Source organism: Sulfuriroseicoccus oceanibius, assembly GCF_010681825.2.
Classification (GTDB): domain Bacteria; phylum Verrucomicrobiota; class Verrucomicrobiia; order Verrucomicrobiales; family SLCJ01; genus Sulfuriroseicoccus; species Sulfuriroseicoccus oceanibius.
The window spans coordinates 2,229,721-2,244,750 of sequence record NZ_CP066776.1; the positions used below are offsets into that span (position 1 = coordinate 2,229,721).

A 15,030-nucleotide genomic window follows, 5' to 3' on the forward strand; every position below is an offset into this window, starting at 1 on the left:
ACTCTAAAGACTGTTGATAACTGGTTTATCCACATTGCGTGACCAGCGCTGCAGATTAGCTGTCTACGGGCTGGGTTGGCCTGATTGGAGCGGCTTCGAATTGGTGCTAAAAACGGCGTGCAGTCCGAGGTTTGAGCTTGGGAGATCTCGATCCGAAGTGAAGTCGTGAAGACCGATTTTGTGACTCAAATTCCAGCGCTTATTTGTGGGTGTTTACTCTCGTGAATTTACCGCGTAATGCGGTCGCTGGCAGCAGCGCAACTCGAGCCACCTGAAGTCTTCCTTAGCTGCGGTTATGCGCGCGGGGCAATCGACTGGACCGAGCGTTAGCCACACGTTTCACATCGTTGGTGAGTGACTCACAGGTGGCGTGTCGAGCGATGTCGATTCACTCAACAGGCAGGGCCTACCCCCATATCAGGCTTACCATTACATGTATTATGTGCATAACGAGGTAAGCCGGAAAGGAGCCCTGCCTAGCGGGTTTCTTTCGATCTTCTATGCCTGCGCGCTCTACTGCATCGCCAGGTTCAGCAATGACACCTCAGCGTCGCCCCCCTGAAAAAAGAGAGACTCCGCCCACCGGTCTGATTTAGACGCCTGCTCGAAATTGTTGAGCTTGCGCCTGAATCTGGTGATGACCGTCGAGCGGAGTCTGTGAGGTAGATTATGTCGCGGAGAATTACGCGCTGATCCGGCTGAGGATTGCCTCACCCATTTCTTTGGTGCCGACCTGGCGAAGCGACGCATCGTCGGTCATGATGTCGCCGGTGCGGAATCCGTCCGCGATGGCGGCGGCCACTGCGTTCTCAATCATCTTGGCCTCGGTCTCGAGTCCGAACGAGAAGCGCAGCATGAGTGCCGCCGACAAGATTTGTGCGATTGGATTCGCGACACCTTGACCGGCGAGATCTGGAGCGGATCCGCCACTTGGCTCGAACATACCGAAGTACAGTCCGTTGCCGGACGTCTGGCCCAGGCTCGCGCTGGCAAGCATTCCGAGCGATCCGGCAATCATCGCCATCTCATCACTCAGGATGTCGCCGAACAGGTTTTCGGTCAGCAGAACATCGAAGTTTGGCGCGTCGCGAATCAACTGCATCGCCGCGTTGTCGACGTAAAGATGGTTCACTGTCACCTCTGGGTATTGCTTGGCGATTTCGTTCACGGTCTCACGCCACAGGATGCTGTTCTCCAGGACATTCGCCTTATCAACCGATGTGAGGCGCTTGTCGCGAGTCATGGCAGCCTGGAAGCCAACGTGAGCGATACGTTCGATCTCACTCTTGCGGTAGACCATGGTGTCGACTGCGAGGATGTCCCCCTCCTCTTCCTTGCGGAACTTAGGCTGACCGAAGTACAAGCCGCCCGTGAGTTCGCGCACGCAGAGCACATCGAAGCCGTCTTTGATCAAGTCCGGGCGGACCGGCGATGCGTGGGTCAATGCAGGCAGGCAGATGGATGGACGCAAGTTGGCGAACAATCCGAACTTTTTGCGTAGAGGCAGCAACGCGCCGCGCTCCGGCTGGTCATTAGGCGGCAAGTGCTCCCACTTCGGGCCACCTACGGAGCCGAAAAGGATTGCTCCGGCAGCCTCGCAGGCCGCGACTGTAGCGTCAGGCAATGGGCATCCGGCCGCGTCAATTGCGGCACCGCCGACCAGCTGGTGGTCGAACTCAAAACTGAGGTTACGCAGCTCGGCCACGCGCTCGAGGACGCGGATCGCTTCGGTCATGACTTCTGGGCCGATGCCGTCACCGGCAAGCACCGCTACTTTGATCGCTTGATCGCTCATGGAGTGTGTGTTCAGGTTTTTGGTTTTCTTAATGCGCCTTTTGAATGGCAGTTACGAAAGTTTTTACGCGGTTTGCATCCTTTACGCCTGGGGCGGACTCCACCCCGCTTGCCACGTCCACCATCGCCGGATGCACGCATAGAACCGCTTCAGCAATATTCTCAGGCTTGAGCCCACCGCTGAGCACCAGCCGATGACTCGGGTGTGAGTCCCCCCAGTTCGTCAGCAATGACCAATCGACGGTTTCGCCGGTCCCGCCCCACTCACCCGGCGCGAATGCATCCACCAAATGGTACGCTGTTGGGTGCTGGGTCATGGCATTGATATCCGCGGCGTTGCGGATGCCATGGGCTTTGATCACAGGGATACCACGGGCTGTGAGCGCGCTGACCTCATCAGCTGACTCCGTGCCGTGAAGTTGGGCCACGTCAATCACTCCGGAGGTGAAGAGCTCGATAATTTGGCGCTGCTCTGCGTTTACAAACACACCAACCGTCACCACGCCGTCGGCTTTGCGATCCCACGCCGACGTCCACTCACGCGCCGTGGCAGGTGTGACGTAGCGTTTGGACTTCGGGAAAAAGTTGAGCCCGATCGCGTTTACACCGTCAATGGCCGCAATCTCGCGCAAATTAGCCAGATCCGTGAAGCCACAGATCTTCACCGCAGGCAAATTGGAGTTGCCAACGGGCGCTTGGTCGAGCAGAGCAATAGATGCGGCCATAGTAGGTCTACCGATGGCCGCGACTCCGCGCCGAATCAAGCCCGCATATCCCAGCATCGAATCATGCCGCCCTCAGCCCCCTCATTTCCTTCCGCCTCGGACCGCCTGGTGATCGTCGGCGCCAAGACCCACAACCTGCGAGGGATCGACGTGGATTTGCCCAAGCATCGGATGGTGGTGATCACCGGCGTTTCCGGGTCGGGTAAGTCATCGTTGGCGTTTGATACGCTTTTCGCTGAAGGCCAGCGACGGTATGTCGAGTCGCTCTCGACCTATGCGCGGCAATTCTTGGATCGGATGGAAAAGCCGGATGTTGAACGCATCGATGGCCTGACTCCAGCCATTGCGATCGAACAACGAAGCGCCGCCCCCAACCCGCGCTCAACGATTTCCACCATCACCGAAATTCACGACCACCTGCGCGTGTTGTACGCGGCAATAGGGATTCCACACGACCCGAAAACCGGCAGGCCGCTTGAGAAGTTGAGTCCCGGTGAGATTACCGAACGGCTGATGGCGGAGCCTGAGCGCACGAAAGTCGTCTTGCTTGCGCCGGTGGACTTGGCGGGCGAGCCCGTTCCTGCGGACTTGTCTGCATCTGAGTTGGCAAGAGCTCGGATCGAGTCATTGCGGCGTCAGGGGTTTGTGCGCGCTCGGATCAACGGGCAGTTGATTGAGCTGGACGGACCCGAAGTGGAAGGTGTCACCAAGATTGAGTCGCTGGACATCGTCGTAGACCGCTTGGTCATTCGCGATGGTGCCCAGTCGCGTCTGGCCGACTCCGTGGAAACCGCCTGTGCAAGGGCGCGCTTCCGGATCAGCGCACTGGTCATGACGCCGGAAGACGATGATTTCCGCGAGGTGTTCTTTCCTCTGAGTTTTACCAACCCGGAGACAGGCTTTTCACTGATCGAGCTGTCACCTCGCTTGTTTTCATTCAACTCCCCGCAAGGTGCATGTCCTGCGTGTCATGGAGTGGGCTCGGTTCCCCGTCCTTCGGATGAGTTACTGTTGCCTGATCGGCGCCTCAGTTTGGCAGAAGGTGCTGTGAAGTGCTGGTGGCGGGACAAAGCGCCCAAATCCGTAGCGCTATGGAAACGCCAGCTGTCAGCGGTTGCTGAGCATCACGGTGTAGCGGATGACCTCCCGCTCAACCGCGCACCTGCGGAGTTCTTCCACACGCTTTTCCACGGCACCAGTGATTCGATCTCTGGGATTGACGGGGTGTTCGACGGCCTGCTGGCGCAGCTTCAGCGTCTGCGCGATGGAGCGAAGTCTGAGGCTGCCCGCCGTCGGTTCGAGAAGTTTTTTGCGCGCAGTGAATGTCCGTCGTGCCATGGAGCGCGCCTACGCCCACACTTGCTGGCTGTAAAGCTTCCCGGAGAGGCTGACTCATTGGGGATTCATGAATGGTGCGCGTTGTCAGTGGATGCGGCACACGAATGGATGCAGCAAATGCCTGTGAGTGAACGTCAGTCATTGGCGGTACAACCCATTATCGATGAACTGCGGAACCGCCTGAGCTTCCTCAAAGAGGTCGGGCTCGGATACCTGACCCTCGACCGCCAAACATCCAGCCTGTCGGGTGGTGAATATCAACGCGTCCGTCTCGCCACACAGCTAGGGTCACGATTGTCAGGCGTCACCTATGTGCTTGATGAGCCGTCGATTGGGCTTCACCCCGCCGATAACGCGCGCCTGATTCAGGCCATCCATCGCCTCCGCGATCTGGGGAATACAGTCGTCGTGGTCGAACACGATGCAGACACGATTCTCGCTGCTGATCATTTGGTCGAAATCGGCCCCGGTGCGGGGCATCAAGGCGGTGAGTTGTTGGTCAGTGGATCCTTGGCCGAGCTTTTACGCACAAAGCCCGATGCCAGCGTAACCCTACCGTACTTGGTCGGCGCTCGGTCCGTGGGTGCGCGCTTGGCAAGACGCCCTGTGAGCATCGATGAGCAGGGGCTCGATTGGCTTGAGTTGAGCGGATGTCGCGGTCAAAACCTGCAAGACGTGGATCTGCGGCTTCCGGTCGGACGCATGACAGGTATTGCCGGCGCGTCAGGATCCGGCAAATCCACGTTGATCAACCACACCTTGAAGCCACTGCTGACCAGACTGCTCAACCGATCCCGTGAAACCGGCCTCCCCTACCAGTCAATCCGTGGCGAAGAGGTTTTCGAACGTTGCATCTCCATCGATCAATCTCCAATCGGCTCGTCCCCGAGATCGAACCCCGCCACCTATGTCGGTGCATTCGATGAAATTCGAAAGGTCTTCGCCCAGCTTCCCGACTCGCGGATGCGCGGGTATTCCGCGGCTCGCTTTTCATTCAACCGCCCTGGAGGGCGGTGTGAGGTCTGCCAAGGCAACGGAGCACTGAAGATAGACATGCACTTTCTCCCCGACACCTTTGTGCCGTGCGAAGCCTGCGACGGAAAGCGCTATAACCGTGAAACCCTCGAGGTTCGCTTCAAAGGGCAAAGCATTGCGGATGTGCTGGCCATGACTGTCGAAGACGCAGCCCGGTTCTTCGGCAAGATTTCAAAGGTGACTCGGATGCTCGAATCCATGCGCCAGGTCGGACTAGGTTATCTGGTGCTCGGGCAGCCCGGCAACACGCTGTCAGGAGGCGAAGCCCAGCGCCTGAAGCTTGCCACGGAACTCGCCCGCAAATCCCACGGCAAGACAATTTACCTGCTCGACGAGCCGACCACCGGGCTACACTTCTCCGATATCGACCGACTGTTGGAACAGCTCGCCCGGTTGAGGGATGCAGGCAACACCGTGGTGGTAATTGAACACCATCCCGATGTGCTGCGAGCGACCGATTGGTTGATTGAGCTCGGCCCGGGGGGAGGTGTGCATGGTGGGCAAATCGTCGCGGAAGGAACACCTGAGCAAATTGCAGATGCCGGCAAGTCACCGACCGCTCCATATTTGTTATCGGCTGGGCCACGATCGTGATCCAGTTCGCATTCCTTCTTTTCCCTCGCCGGATCATCGGTATCTTGAGCCCGAGTCCGCCACCCAGATTTTCATGATGCGCCCAATTTTCCTCTCACTTGCTCTCGCAGGATTGCCCATTGCACTTCCCGCATATGCGGCCGCGGATGAAAGCACGACCACAGCGGAAACTCAAAAAATCATCCTCAGGGATGCGGAGCAATTCCGCATCGGACGGCAGGCAATGGCGGACAGCCTTTATGGCGTGGCGGCTGAGAACTTCCGTACGCTGGCATCCAGCACCGAGCTGTCGGACGAGGATAGACTTACCGTAGAGGTCTTGTTGCTTGAGGCGTTGGTCCGAGACGGGCAGGCCGTGGATGCCGTGCTGGTGACATCAGGTTTCGATCCGGCAGCACCGCCTGCCGGTTTGTTTTGGGGAGCTCAAGGGTTTGCCGCAGCGGGCCGTTTGGCTGACGCTGCGGACTGGTTCTCGCGCTACCTGGAGTCAGGAGACACGCGTTACGTACTCGCTGCGTCTCTCTCTCAGGCGGATGTTTTGCTATGGCTACGAGAACCCGCAGCGGCATTGGAGGTGATTGAGGCGGCTTTGGAGAGAAATGGATCGATCGAAGAATCCGACCGGGTCTGGCTGTTCCTCAAAGGGGCCGAAGTCTTGCTCGCTACAAGTGATTTCGAAAAAGCGGAGCAATGGCTCACCCAGCTCGATGGCGATGCTCTTACTCCGGTGTCGTCGTTGTTGCGCGACTACTTGGCAGCCCAGGTAGACCTCGGGCTTGGACGGTTCAAGGAGGCCGCCGTGCGTTTTGGAGGGCTTCTAAACCAACCGGATGGCGGAAAGCTTCCGCCAAAAGTGGCCGGAGCGGCAGCCCTGGGGCAGGCGCACGCTGCGTTGGCTGCTGGCACGCCGGAGGACGCGGTGCTGACATTGAAGAAAATGGTCAATGACCCGGCGATTGAGTCGGAGGAGGCCTTGAATGCCGCATTCAAACTACTGGCGGAGTTTGGCGTCTTCGAAACTTCCGACCGCGGTGTCGCTCACGAGGGCGACGTCCGCGAATGGGTCCGCAGCGGGCGTCCACTGATCGCCTCACTGGCAACCTTCCATCAGGTCAAACATATGCTGAAGCAGTCCCCGGTCGAGGCTTGGGACCTGCTGGAGTCGTACCGCAAGTGGCTCGGCCCGGGAGCGGAACTTTCCCCATCGTTGAAGCTGTTGGAGGCGGAGACGCTGATCGAACTTGGCCAACTGGAGCCTGCCCGGATTCTTCTGACAACTCTCGAGGAAGGCACTCTCGCCATGGATGAGGAAACCAAGCGTTGGTTCCTGCTCGGAGTGGCGTCCATTCGTTCAGGCCGATACAGCGACGCCCAGAGGGCCTTTGCCAACGCGGCATTGCGTGCAGCTCCCGATGTTTCCTCCGCGGCCAATTACAATGCGGCAGTGGCATCGATGCAGTCCGGAGAAAACCACGGCTTTCAGCAATACTTGGGCAATTTGGAGAAAAGCGGTCACCAAGGGCTGGCTGCCCAGCTGCTGCTGGAGCGTGGGATCTACCTTTCGGAGCGGCAGCCCGAGCTGGCTCGCGTCGCTATCTGGCAATACATCCGCTCGTTCCCACGTCGTGCTGAGAATGCCCGGGCGTACATCGTGCTGGCAGAGATCGCATTGCGCCAATCCCCACCTGCGCCAGACAAAGCACGCAACCAGTTGAGCCATGTTTCGGATAGTGGAACGTTGCGTGAGGACGTTGAGAAGCGTGACTACTTGCTGATTTGGGTGGCGGATCTGGAAGGTAGCGCCCCCGAAGCGATCAAGCGCGCCCTGCTCTTTCTCGAGGCATGGCCGGATTCGGTCTACGCAGACGCAACGCGGATGAAGCTGGCGGAGATCTACTTCAACAGCGGCGACTACGTCAACGCACGCGGACAATTTGAGTTCCTCGCCAAGTCATCCAAAGACAGCGACCTCGTGGAGCGCGCATTGTTCTTCGCTGGGCGGTCTGCTGCATTGAGTCTGAGCGACAAAGGTTTGGACGATGCGATTACTCTCTTCCAGAAGGTCATCGACTACGATGGTAAATTGTTGCTGCGCGCCCGCCGTGAACAGGCGGCGGTACTCGTGCGTCAGGGCAAGATCGATGATGCTGTGGACTTGCTGAATGTGGTGCTCGCTGAGAATGCGAAGCCCACGGAAGATGAGTACTTCGATGTGCTTCAGCAGAAGGGCGAAATCCTTTTGGGTAACCGAGCCGACGACAAGGCTGCATTGACCGAGGCCGAGCAGGTTTTTCAAGTAATGGTCGACCGCGGGCGCGATGCATCCGGAGGCGATGTAGCGCGCCATTTGGCAGAGGGGCGCTTCGGGCTCGGGCGGATCGCGGAGCTGCGCGGCTTGCCGGACCGGGCTCTGGCTCAGTACTACTCAATTTTCGAGAGTAGCGATGGAGAGGAAGGCGCCCCTTCCGGATCGGTGGCTTGGAGGTTCAGAGCCGGCATGAATGCGGTCGATCTTTTGATCCGAGAGAAGCGCTGGAAGGCGGCGGCTCGGTTGGCCGGACGCGTCTCCAAGCTCCCCCACCCGCGTGCCGCCGAGGCGCGCGACATTGCCGAGCGTATCGAGCTCAACCATTTCATCTGGAAAAACGAATAGCCCATAAGTCAGGCTGCATGTGAGCCCAAGAGCGAAAGCCCACCTCGAACGATGGTGCGCGGCTCCCATGGTAGCTTGATGCTTCCGCTAATTCCCGCTTGCGACACCCCACCTGTCGAACTATTGGATCCGAAGGCAGCCATACAGGTTTTGGTTTTGCCCAAGATCCCATCCATCACACCACCATGCGAGATCACGTCAAACTCTTCATCCCTGGTCCGATCGAAGTCAGCCAGGACACATTTCAGGCGATGACCCAACCTATGATCGGTCACCGCAGCGGCGACTTCGCCAAGCTCTATGAGCGCATGATGCCGAAGCTGCAGTCTCTTTTCGGAACCGAGCGGCCGGTCTTCCTCTCGACCTCGTCCGCGTGGGGCGTGATGGAGGCTTCGGTCCGCAACCTGGTCAAAAAGAAGGTCCTCAACTGCTGCTGCGGCGCGTTCTCGGACAAGTGGTTCGACGTCTCCCAGCGCAACGGCCTCGCAGCAGACCAGCTCCAAGTGGAGTGGGGACAGCCGATCCTGCCCGACGCGCTGCGCGCAAAACTTGCGACCGGTGAGTACGACGTGGTGACCCTTGTTCACAACGAAACATCGACCGGCGTGATGAACCCATTGGCTGAACTTGCCGCTGTGGTGCAAGAGTTCGATGATGTGCTGTTGATTGTCGACACTGTCTCCTCTTTCTCAACGGTTCGCACCGAGATGGACAAACTCGGAATCGACGTGTTGCTGACGGGAACGCAGAAGGCGTTGGCATTGCCTCCTGGCCTCGCGTTGTTTGCGGTCTCGCAGCGAGCGATGGACCGCGCGGCGACCGTGGAAAACCGCGGCTACTACTTCGACTTCTTTGAGTTCGAAAAGAACGCGGAGAAGTTCATGACTCCATCGACTCCGTGCATCAGCCTGCTCTACGGACTTGAGCACCAGTTGAACAAAATTTTCGACGAGGGCGTGGAAGAACGCTTTGCCCGTCACGCCAAGCTCAACGCCATGGTCCATGCATGGGCGGAAAAGCACGAGATCGAGCATTTCGCACCAGAGGGCTATCGCTCGATGGCTTTGACCACGTTCGCCAACACCGAAGATCTGGATCTCGACGCGTGGAACAAGCGCCTCAAAGATGAGCACAAGTTGATGATCAACATGGGCTACGGCAAAATCAAAGGGAAGACCTTCCGCATCTCCAACATGGGAGACGAGACCGAAGAAACAATCGCCGAGCTGATTGAGGCGCTCGACGCCACCTACCCTGGCGCCAAGTAAGCACAAAGAATAACCCCGATTATCTCCGCGAGCGGCGGCAACCTGCAAATGTGTTGCCGCCGCTTTTGCATTTCATCGAAGCACGCACTTTACTGACTCCATGACCGTCGACACGCCGATTGAGTTCTTTGACCGCTACCAACAGAAAATGATTACCGAAGACGTGTACGGTGAGTCATTTTTGCGCTGGATTTATGGTACACCAAGCGGGCGCCTGGCACTGGCGGTGGTGGCCTCCCGCCCTGCATTCTCCAAATGGTACGGCTGGCGCATGTCGCGTCCGGCCAGTGCGCGGATGGTGACTCCCTTCGTCGAGGAGTTCGGGCTCGATCCTGCTGAGTTCGCTGATGAAGTCTCCAGCTACGGCAGCTTCAATGAGTTCTTCTTCCGTAAACTGAAGCCCGAGGCGCGCCCGGTCGACTCTGATAGAAGCTCCGTTGTGTTTCCTGCGGATGGGCGTCACCTGTGCCTCCCCAACGTGACAAAAGCCGACTCGTTTTTCGTCAAGGGGCAGCGCTTCGATCTGGAAAAACTACTGGGGTGCAAGACCCTTGCGGCGCGCTTCGAAAATGGTTCGCTCTTGTTGTCGCGGCTCTGCCCTACCGACTACCACCGTTACCACTTCCCGGTCAGCGGCGACGCTGCTGTGACTCGCGAGCTCAATGAGCGCAACCGGTTGTACTCGGTTTCACCCATCGCGCTGCGCCAGCGTCTCGACTATCTTTGGGAGAACAAGCGGACACTGACACTTGTCGAGTCGCCGGGAATTGGCGAAGTCGCGGTCCTGGAAATCGGGGCCACCTGCGTCGGGTCAATTCATCAGACGTACGATCCGGGCACCGTCGCTAAGGGAGACGAAAAGGGCTACTTCTCGTTTGGCGGTTCTTCGGTGATCACACTTTTCCCTGAAGGTTCAATCACATTCTCCGACGATCTCGTGGAGTGGAGTTCCAAGCAGACCGAAGTTTACGCCCGTGTGGGCGATATTTGCGCCCGCGTGAACTGAAAATCAGAAGCCGCCTCGGAGCGAGTCACAATCTTGTAAAGATGTGTGTTGTTTTCCTTGCCACGGCACCGTCGACCTCGCTTATATAGCCGCAAATTGAACCCTACCAGAATTTCGAATTAGAATGATGAAGTCATCAATTCCCGCTATTGCCGTTTCCGCATTGTTGGCAGCCGTTGCTCCCATCAGCGGCGCCTTCGCCCAGGATCAGGAAGATCTGGCAAGGCAAGTCATTGAGCACAATCGGACAAAAGAGGCCGATGCCGCTAATGCCATGGTGAAGACCCTCAGCGACGACGAACAAAAAGTGTTCTTCGAGGCGCTCCGCGATGCCGGGTCGTTCCTCTCTCAGAAGCGCAATCAGGAGGCTCTCGACAAGTTGCACGATGCGGAGGCGCTGTTGCCAGAGCACCCTGCGGTGCTGAACTTCAAAGGTTCAGCTTACGTCAACCTTCGCGACTTCGATCGTGCTGCCGATTATTTCGACAAGCTGGTCGCGAGCTTCCCTACCAATTGGCAGGGCATGTTCAACCGTATCGAGATGGACTTCGTGCGCCACAACTGGAAAGAGGCTCTCAGCGGATTTGAAAATCTGCTTGAGCGTCACGCCGAAGTGCTTCCTAAGCCGTCGCTGCGCCTGATCGATTACAAGATCGCAATCTGTCACATCAAGTTGGGCGATACCGCCAAAGGTAAGGAGATTGTCGAGAAGTACGGCTTCTTCGACGACACCCCGATTTACTATTATGGAAATGCCGCCCTCGCCTATGACGAAGGCAATGAGGCCAGCGCCCAGGAGTGGATCAACAATGCACGTAAGATCTACAGCCCGGCGGCCAACGCAATGTACGCGGATGCTTTGTTCGAAGCCGGATGGCTTCAAATGCTGTAGGCGAACTTCGACCGCCTGCACAATCGCCCACGATGACCAGCCGACGGCGAGACACTCGCTGTCGGCTGGTTCGTTTTCGGGCCTCTGACGGGCGGGCGGATTTTTATTCCCGCATGATTCCAAAAATCTAAACAAATTAGACTGCGCGCAGTCGTTGACTGTGGGCACAATTACCATCTGGTGCGTCCTGCCGGCGTACTAGATAAATGACCTCCCGTACTGATTAGCCGATGCCCGCCCCACCATCATCCAAGCTGCCGGATTCCCTCAAAGAGTCACTCGACGGATTCCGAGTGGCTTTATGGCGGACCAAATTCTTCGAGGCTTCGGTGTCCGGCGCGTTGGGGCTGCTGATTGGATTCGCCTTGGTGTTCGTGTTGGACCGCGTGGTCGACACCCCGGGGGCAGTGCGTCTGGGGATTCTATTGGCTTCCCTTTCGGTGGCGGGCTTTGTGGTTCCCCGTCTCCTTCAACGTTGGATTTGGAGTCATCGCACCAATGACCAGCTCGCGAAGTTGGTGTCGGCTTCATCGCCGAGGTTTGGCGATCAGTTGCTCGGTGTGATTGAGCTGGAGAACCAACAAGGCGACAACGAAACCCTGTCTCCTGCCTTGCGTCAGGCAGCAATTGCTCAAGTGGCAGAGCAAGCCCGCGAGTATGACTTCGACTCGGCATTGCCTCGCCGCATGCCCCGTTGGCTGATTGTCGTTACGGTATGTGTTCTAGCCGCGGTCATCAGCATGGTGGTATGGTCGCCTCCCGCCGCATTGGCGTCGGCCGTGCGCTGGGTCGCGCCATTTTCGGACACCAAACGATTTACCTTTACCAAAACCGAACCTCTGCCGCCATCGATCGTCGTGCCTCGCGGTGAGCGCTTCGCCGTGGATGTCGAGCTCGCACCGGATAGTGAATGGCAACCGACCCAAGGTCAGGCAATGGTGACTGGTGATTTGCCATTTTCCGTCGAGCGTCGCCGCGACCGTTTTCCATTCCGCTTCAACGGCATGACCGCCCCGACCGAAGTGCGCTTCGAAATCGGAGATGCGGTCGAAGAAATCGAAGTGGTCCCTCTGGTGCGTCCAGCCGTGGAATCACTCAAGGTGGACGTAAGCTATCCGGATTATCTTGGCTACGAACCCGAGACGATCGATGCGATCAGCGGACTAGTGAACCCGCTGGAAGGAAGTGTGCTGAGCCTCCACGGCACCGCTAGCCGGGAACTGGCATCCATTCAAGTCACCGACCAGAATGGTGATGATCTGGCTGCCCAGATCGACGGCGACACATTCCGCCTCAATTCGTCTTGGATGATTCCAATTGAAGCCACGACTGAGGGTGACACGGAAGCCGCGGAGGAATCAGAGGACAAAGCTCGATCGGTTCAGATCCGCATGAGCGACGTGATGGGCTTGCAGGATTCCGGGCCATTCGAACTCAAAGTGAAGCCTCTCAAGGATCAAGCTCCGGTGATTTTCTTAACCACGGACAGCACCTACGCTTTGTTGGTAGACGAGGATCTTCCGTTTGAACTCAACGCTTCCGATGATTACGGCGTTGCTGAGTTCGGCTTGGAGTGGATCAATCTGGACGAGACCAATGCAGCTCCTACCGTGATGAAAGTCGGAGAAGGTGGCCACAAGCAGCTGCGTGAGGTGACTCCATTTGTCTTCAATGGCACGGAGCTTGGCATCGAGCCACAGCGCATCAGCTTGCGCGGATACGTCACAGACTACTTCCCTGATCGTCCCAAGCAGTTCTCTGATCCTGTGGTCATTGAGGTCCTGAGTCATGAGGATCATGCCCAGATCGTTCAGGAAAAGTTCGGGCGTTTGATGGATGACCTCGAAGAGGCAGCCCGCAACGAGGAATCATTGCTGGCGGAAAATGAGCGTCTTGGCGAGCTCAGCGGTGAAGAGTTGGCCGAAGCAAAAGCCCGTGTCGACGAGCAGATTGCCGAGGATGAGCGCACCCAGCAGAAGATCGACGACCTCGAACGAATGTCGCGTGAGTTGTTCCGCGAGGCTCTTCGGAACAAGACGATCGACCCGAAGGCGATGGAGCGCTGGAGCCAGATGAACAACCAGCTCAGCGAGTTGAGCCAGTCGGAGGTGCCCGAGCTCCTGGAGCAACTCCAACAAGCAGGAGATCCTTCAAAGGCCGCCAGTGAGCGCGAGCAGGCAATGGATCGTGCGGTGGAAGAACAGAAAGAGGTGGTCGAGAAGATGAAGGACGCACTCAAGTCTGCCGACCAGACCGAGGAACAGCTGGAGGCGGCCGGATTCGTCGCCCGTTTGCGATCCGCAGCGAAGAAGAACCGCAACAACGCGACCTCGCTGGTTCAGGTGATGGTGCGCTCACTCAATGACGAAGACGGCACGCTGGACGCAGCCGGCGCATCACGCGATGAGGTTGAAAAGGACACGTTTCTTGAGTTGCTGGAAGGTGCCAAGCGCCAGGAAATGCTGCGCCGAAGCATCCGCAATATTGAAGAGGATCTCGGTCACTATTCCCGCCGGTCCCAACGTGAAGATTACGGCCAGATTCAGGAGGAGATGAGAGAGCTCGGGGTTGTCGATGCGATGGACAACCTGCGCGAAGAGATCGGAGAGAACCTGGTCGGACGCAGCGTGCCGGCACTTAAACAATGGGCCGACCAGCTCGATGCCTGGGCTGATCTGATTGACCCTAGCAAGCAAGAGGACCAGAACGGCGGCGGAGGCGGCAGCGGGGGCGGCGGTGGCCAGAAGGACTTGGCTCAGATCGAGCTGATGCTCGAGCTCATGCGCATGATCCAGCAGCAGCAGGATATTCGGGCGAAGACCCGGTTCCTTGGAGAGAACTACCCTGGAGCCAGCGGCGACGCGTCGCAGCCTAAGGCTGCACCGGAAGCTCAGCCATCTGAGAAACCTAGCCTGCCAATTCCACCTCGCGTCGAGCGCCCGACCACCTAATCTTTGAACATTCACGCCTATGATTTCACAGCGCAATCAATCGCGGCTGAACGCCGGCATCACAGCATTCCTCCCCTTGGTGGTTGGTGGAATGCTTGGTGCGGGCGGTCTGTGCGCAACAAACGCAGCGACGGAGGGGCAATCCCCTTCGGCCCAACCAGAGGCGACAGCGACTGAGGCCGAAGTGCTTGAGTTGCCTGAATTTGAGGCTCGGGCAAAGGCTCTCGCCGAACGTCAGGATGAGCTCTCCATGCGGCTTCAGGATCTGAGCTGGAAGTGGGCCGACGATGAGATCGTCACCTTCTTGGAAGAGATCGACTTTGCGCTGCTGGATGCCCGTGACCTGCTCGAGGACGGTGTCGTTGGTGGCGAGACCATCGCTGCCGAGAATGACGCGATTGAGAAGATCTATCAAGCCGCCAAACAGCAGCAACAACAGCAACAGCAGGAAGGTGACCCGTCCTCGTCGCTCGGCGCCATGATGGATCAGCTCGACTACATGACCGGCAAGAAGAAGGGTGACAAGCCCGGCGACGGTGAAGGCGAGGGTGATGGTGCCGGCCAGTCCCCGGGTGAAGGCGGTGGAAACGGTGCTGAAACCACCGGCAATTTGCCCAACTCCGAAGCCTCCGGTGAAGTCGCCGCGACCCGAACCGTCCCCAAAGGTGGTGGCATCAGCCCTGCGATGATTCCATCCGAGTTCCGCGAAGGAATGGAAGCCTTGCGCGACGAGCTCGACACCCCTGAAAACCAATAATCTCTCCCCTCCCCAGC

9 protein-coding genes are annotated in these 15,030 nt (G+C 58.1%); 7 read left to right on the top strand and 2 right to left on the bottom strand.

Annotation, left to right across the window (positions count from 1 at the left end):
* Positions 1–682 precede the first annotated feature (682 nt).
* Positions 683–1,795 carry a 3-isopropylmalate dehydrogenase gene (gene leuB / locus G3M56_RS08940; protein ID WP_164363394.1) on the bottom strand — a complete coding sequence of 371 codons (1,113 nt, stop codon included), beginning with the start codon at positions 1,793–1,795 and terminating at the stop codon, positions 683–685.
* A gap of 28 nt (positions 1,796–1,823) precedes the next feature.
* Positions 1,824–2,519 carry a phosphoribosylanthranilate isomerase gene (locus G3M56_RS08945; RefSeq protein ID WP_164363392.1) on the bottom strand — a complete coding sequence of 232 codons (696 nt, stop codon included), beginning with the start codon at positions 2,517–2,519 and terminating at the stop codon, positions 1,824–1,826.
* Positions 2,520–2,582: 63 nt separating this feature from the next.
* Between G3M56_RS08945 and uvrA the strand changes: the two genes are divergently transcribed.
* From uvrA to G3M56_RS08980, 7 genes are all read left to right on the top strand, one after another.
* Complete coding sequence (gene uvrA / locus G3M56_RS08950; RefSeq protein ID WP_164363390.1) at positions 2,583–5,486, top strand: excinuclease ABC subunit UvrA; 2,904 nt, start codon at positions 2,583–2,585, stop codon at positions 5,484–5,486.
* Between the two features lie 73 nt (positions 5,487–5,559).
* The gene (locus G3M56_RS08955; protein WP_164363388.1) at positions 5,560–8,139 is read left to right on the top strand and encodes a tetratricopeptide repeat protein; all 2,580 of its coding nucleotides are present in this window, start codon (positions 5,560–5,562) and stop codon (positions 8,137–8,139) included.
* A 185-nt stretch (positions 8,140–8,324) separates the two neighbouring features.
* Positions 8,325–9,407, top strand: a complete 1,083-nt coding sequence (locus G3M56_RS08960) for a pyridoxal-phosphate-dependent aminotransferase family protein (protein WP_164363386.1) — start codon at positions 8,325–8,327, stop codon at positions 9,405–9,407.
* Between the two features lie 100 nt (positions 9,408–9,507).
* Positions 9,508–10,413: an archaetidylserine decarboxylase gene (gene asd / locus G3M56_RS08965; RefSeq protein WP_164363384.1), complete on the top strand. Its 906-nt coding sequence runs from the start codon at positions 9,508–9,510 to the stop codon at positions 10,411–10,413.
* A 124-nt stretch (positions 10,414–10,537) separates the two neighbouring features.
* Positions 10,538–11,305, top strand: a complete 768-nt coding sequence (locus tag G3M56_RS08970) for a tetratricopeptide repeat protein (protein WP_164363383.1) — start codon at positions 10,538–10,540, stop codon at positions 11,303–11,305.
* A 230-nt stretch (positions 11,306–11,535) separates the two neighbouring features.
* Positions 11,536–14,256, top strand: coding sequence for a coiled-coil domain-containing protein (locus G3M56_RS08975; protein WP_164363381.1), 2,721 nt, complete (start codon positions 11,536–11,538; stop codon positions 14,254–14,256).
* Between the two features lie 19 nt (positions 14,257–14,275).
* Complete coding sequence (locus tag G3M56_RS08980) at positions 14,276–15,013, top strand: hypothetical protein (protein WP_164363378.1); 738 nt, start codon at positions 14,276–14,278, stop codon at positions 15,011–15,013.
* The last annotated feature ends 17 nt before the right edge of the window (positions 15,014–15,030 follow it).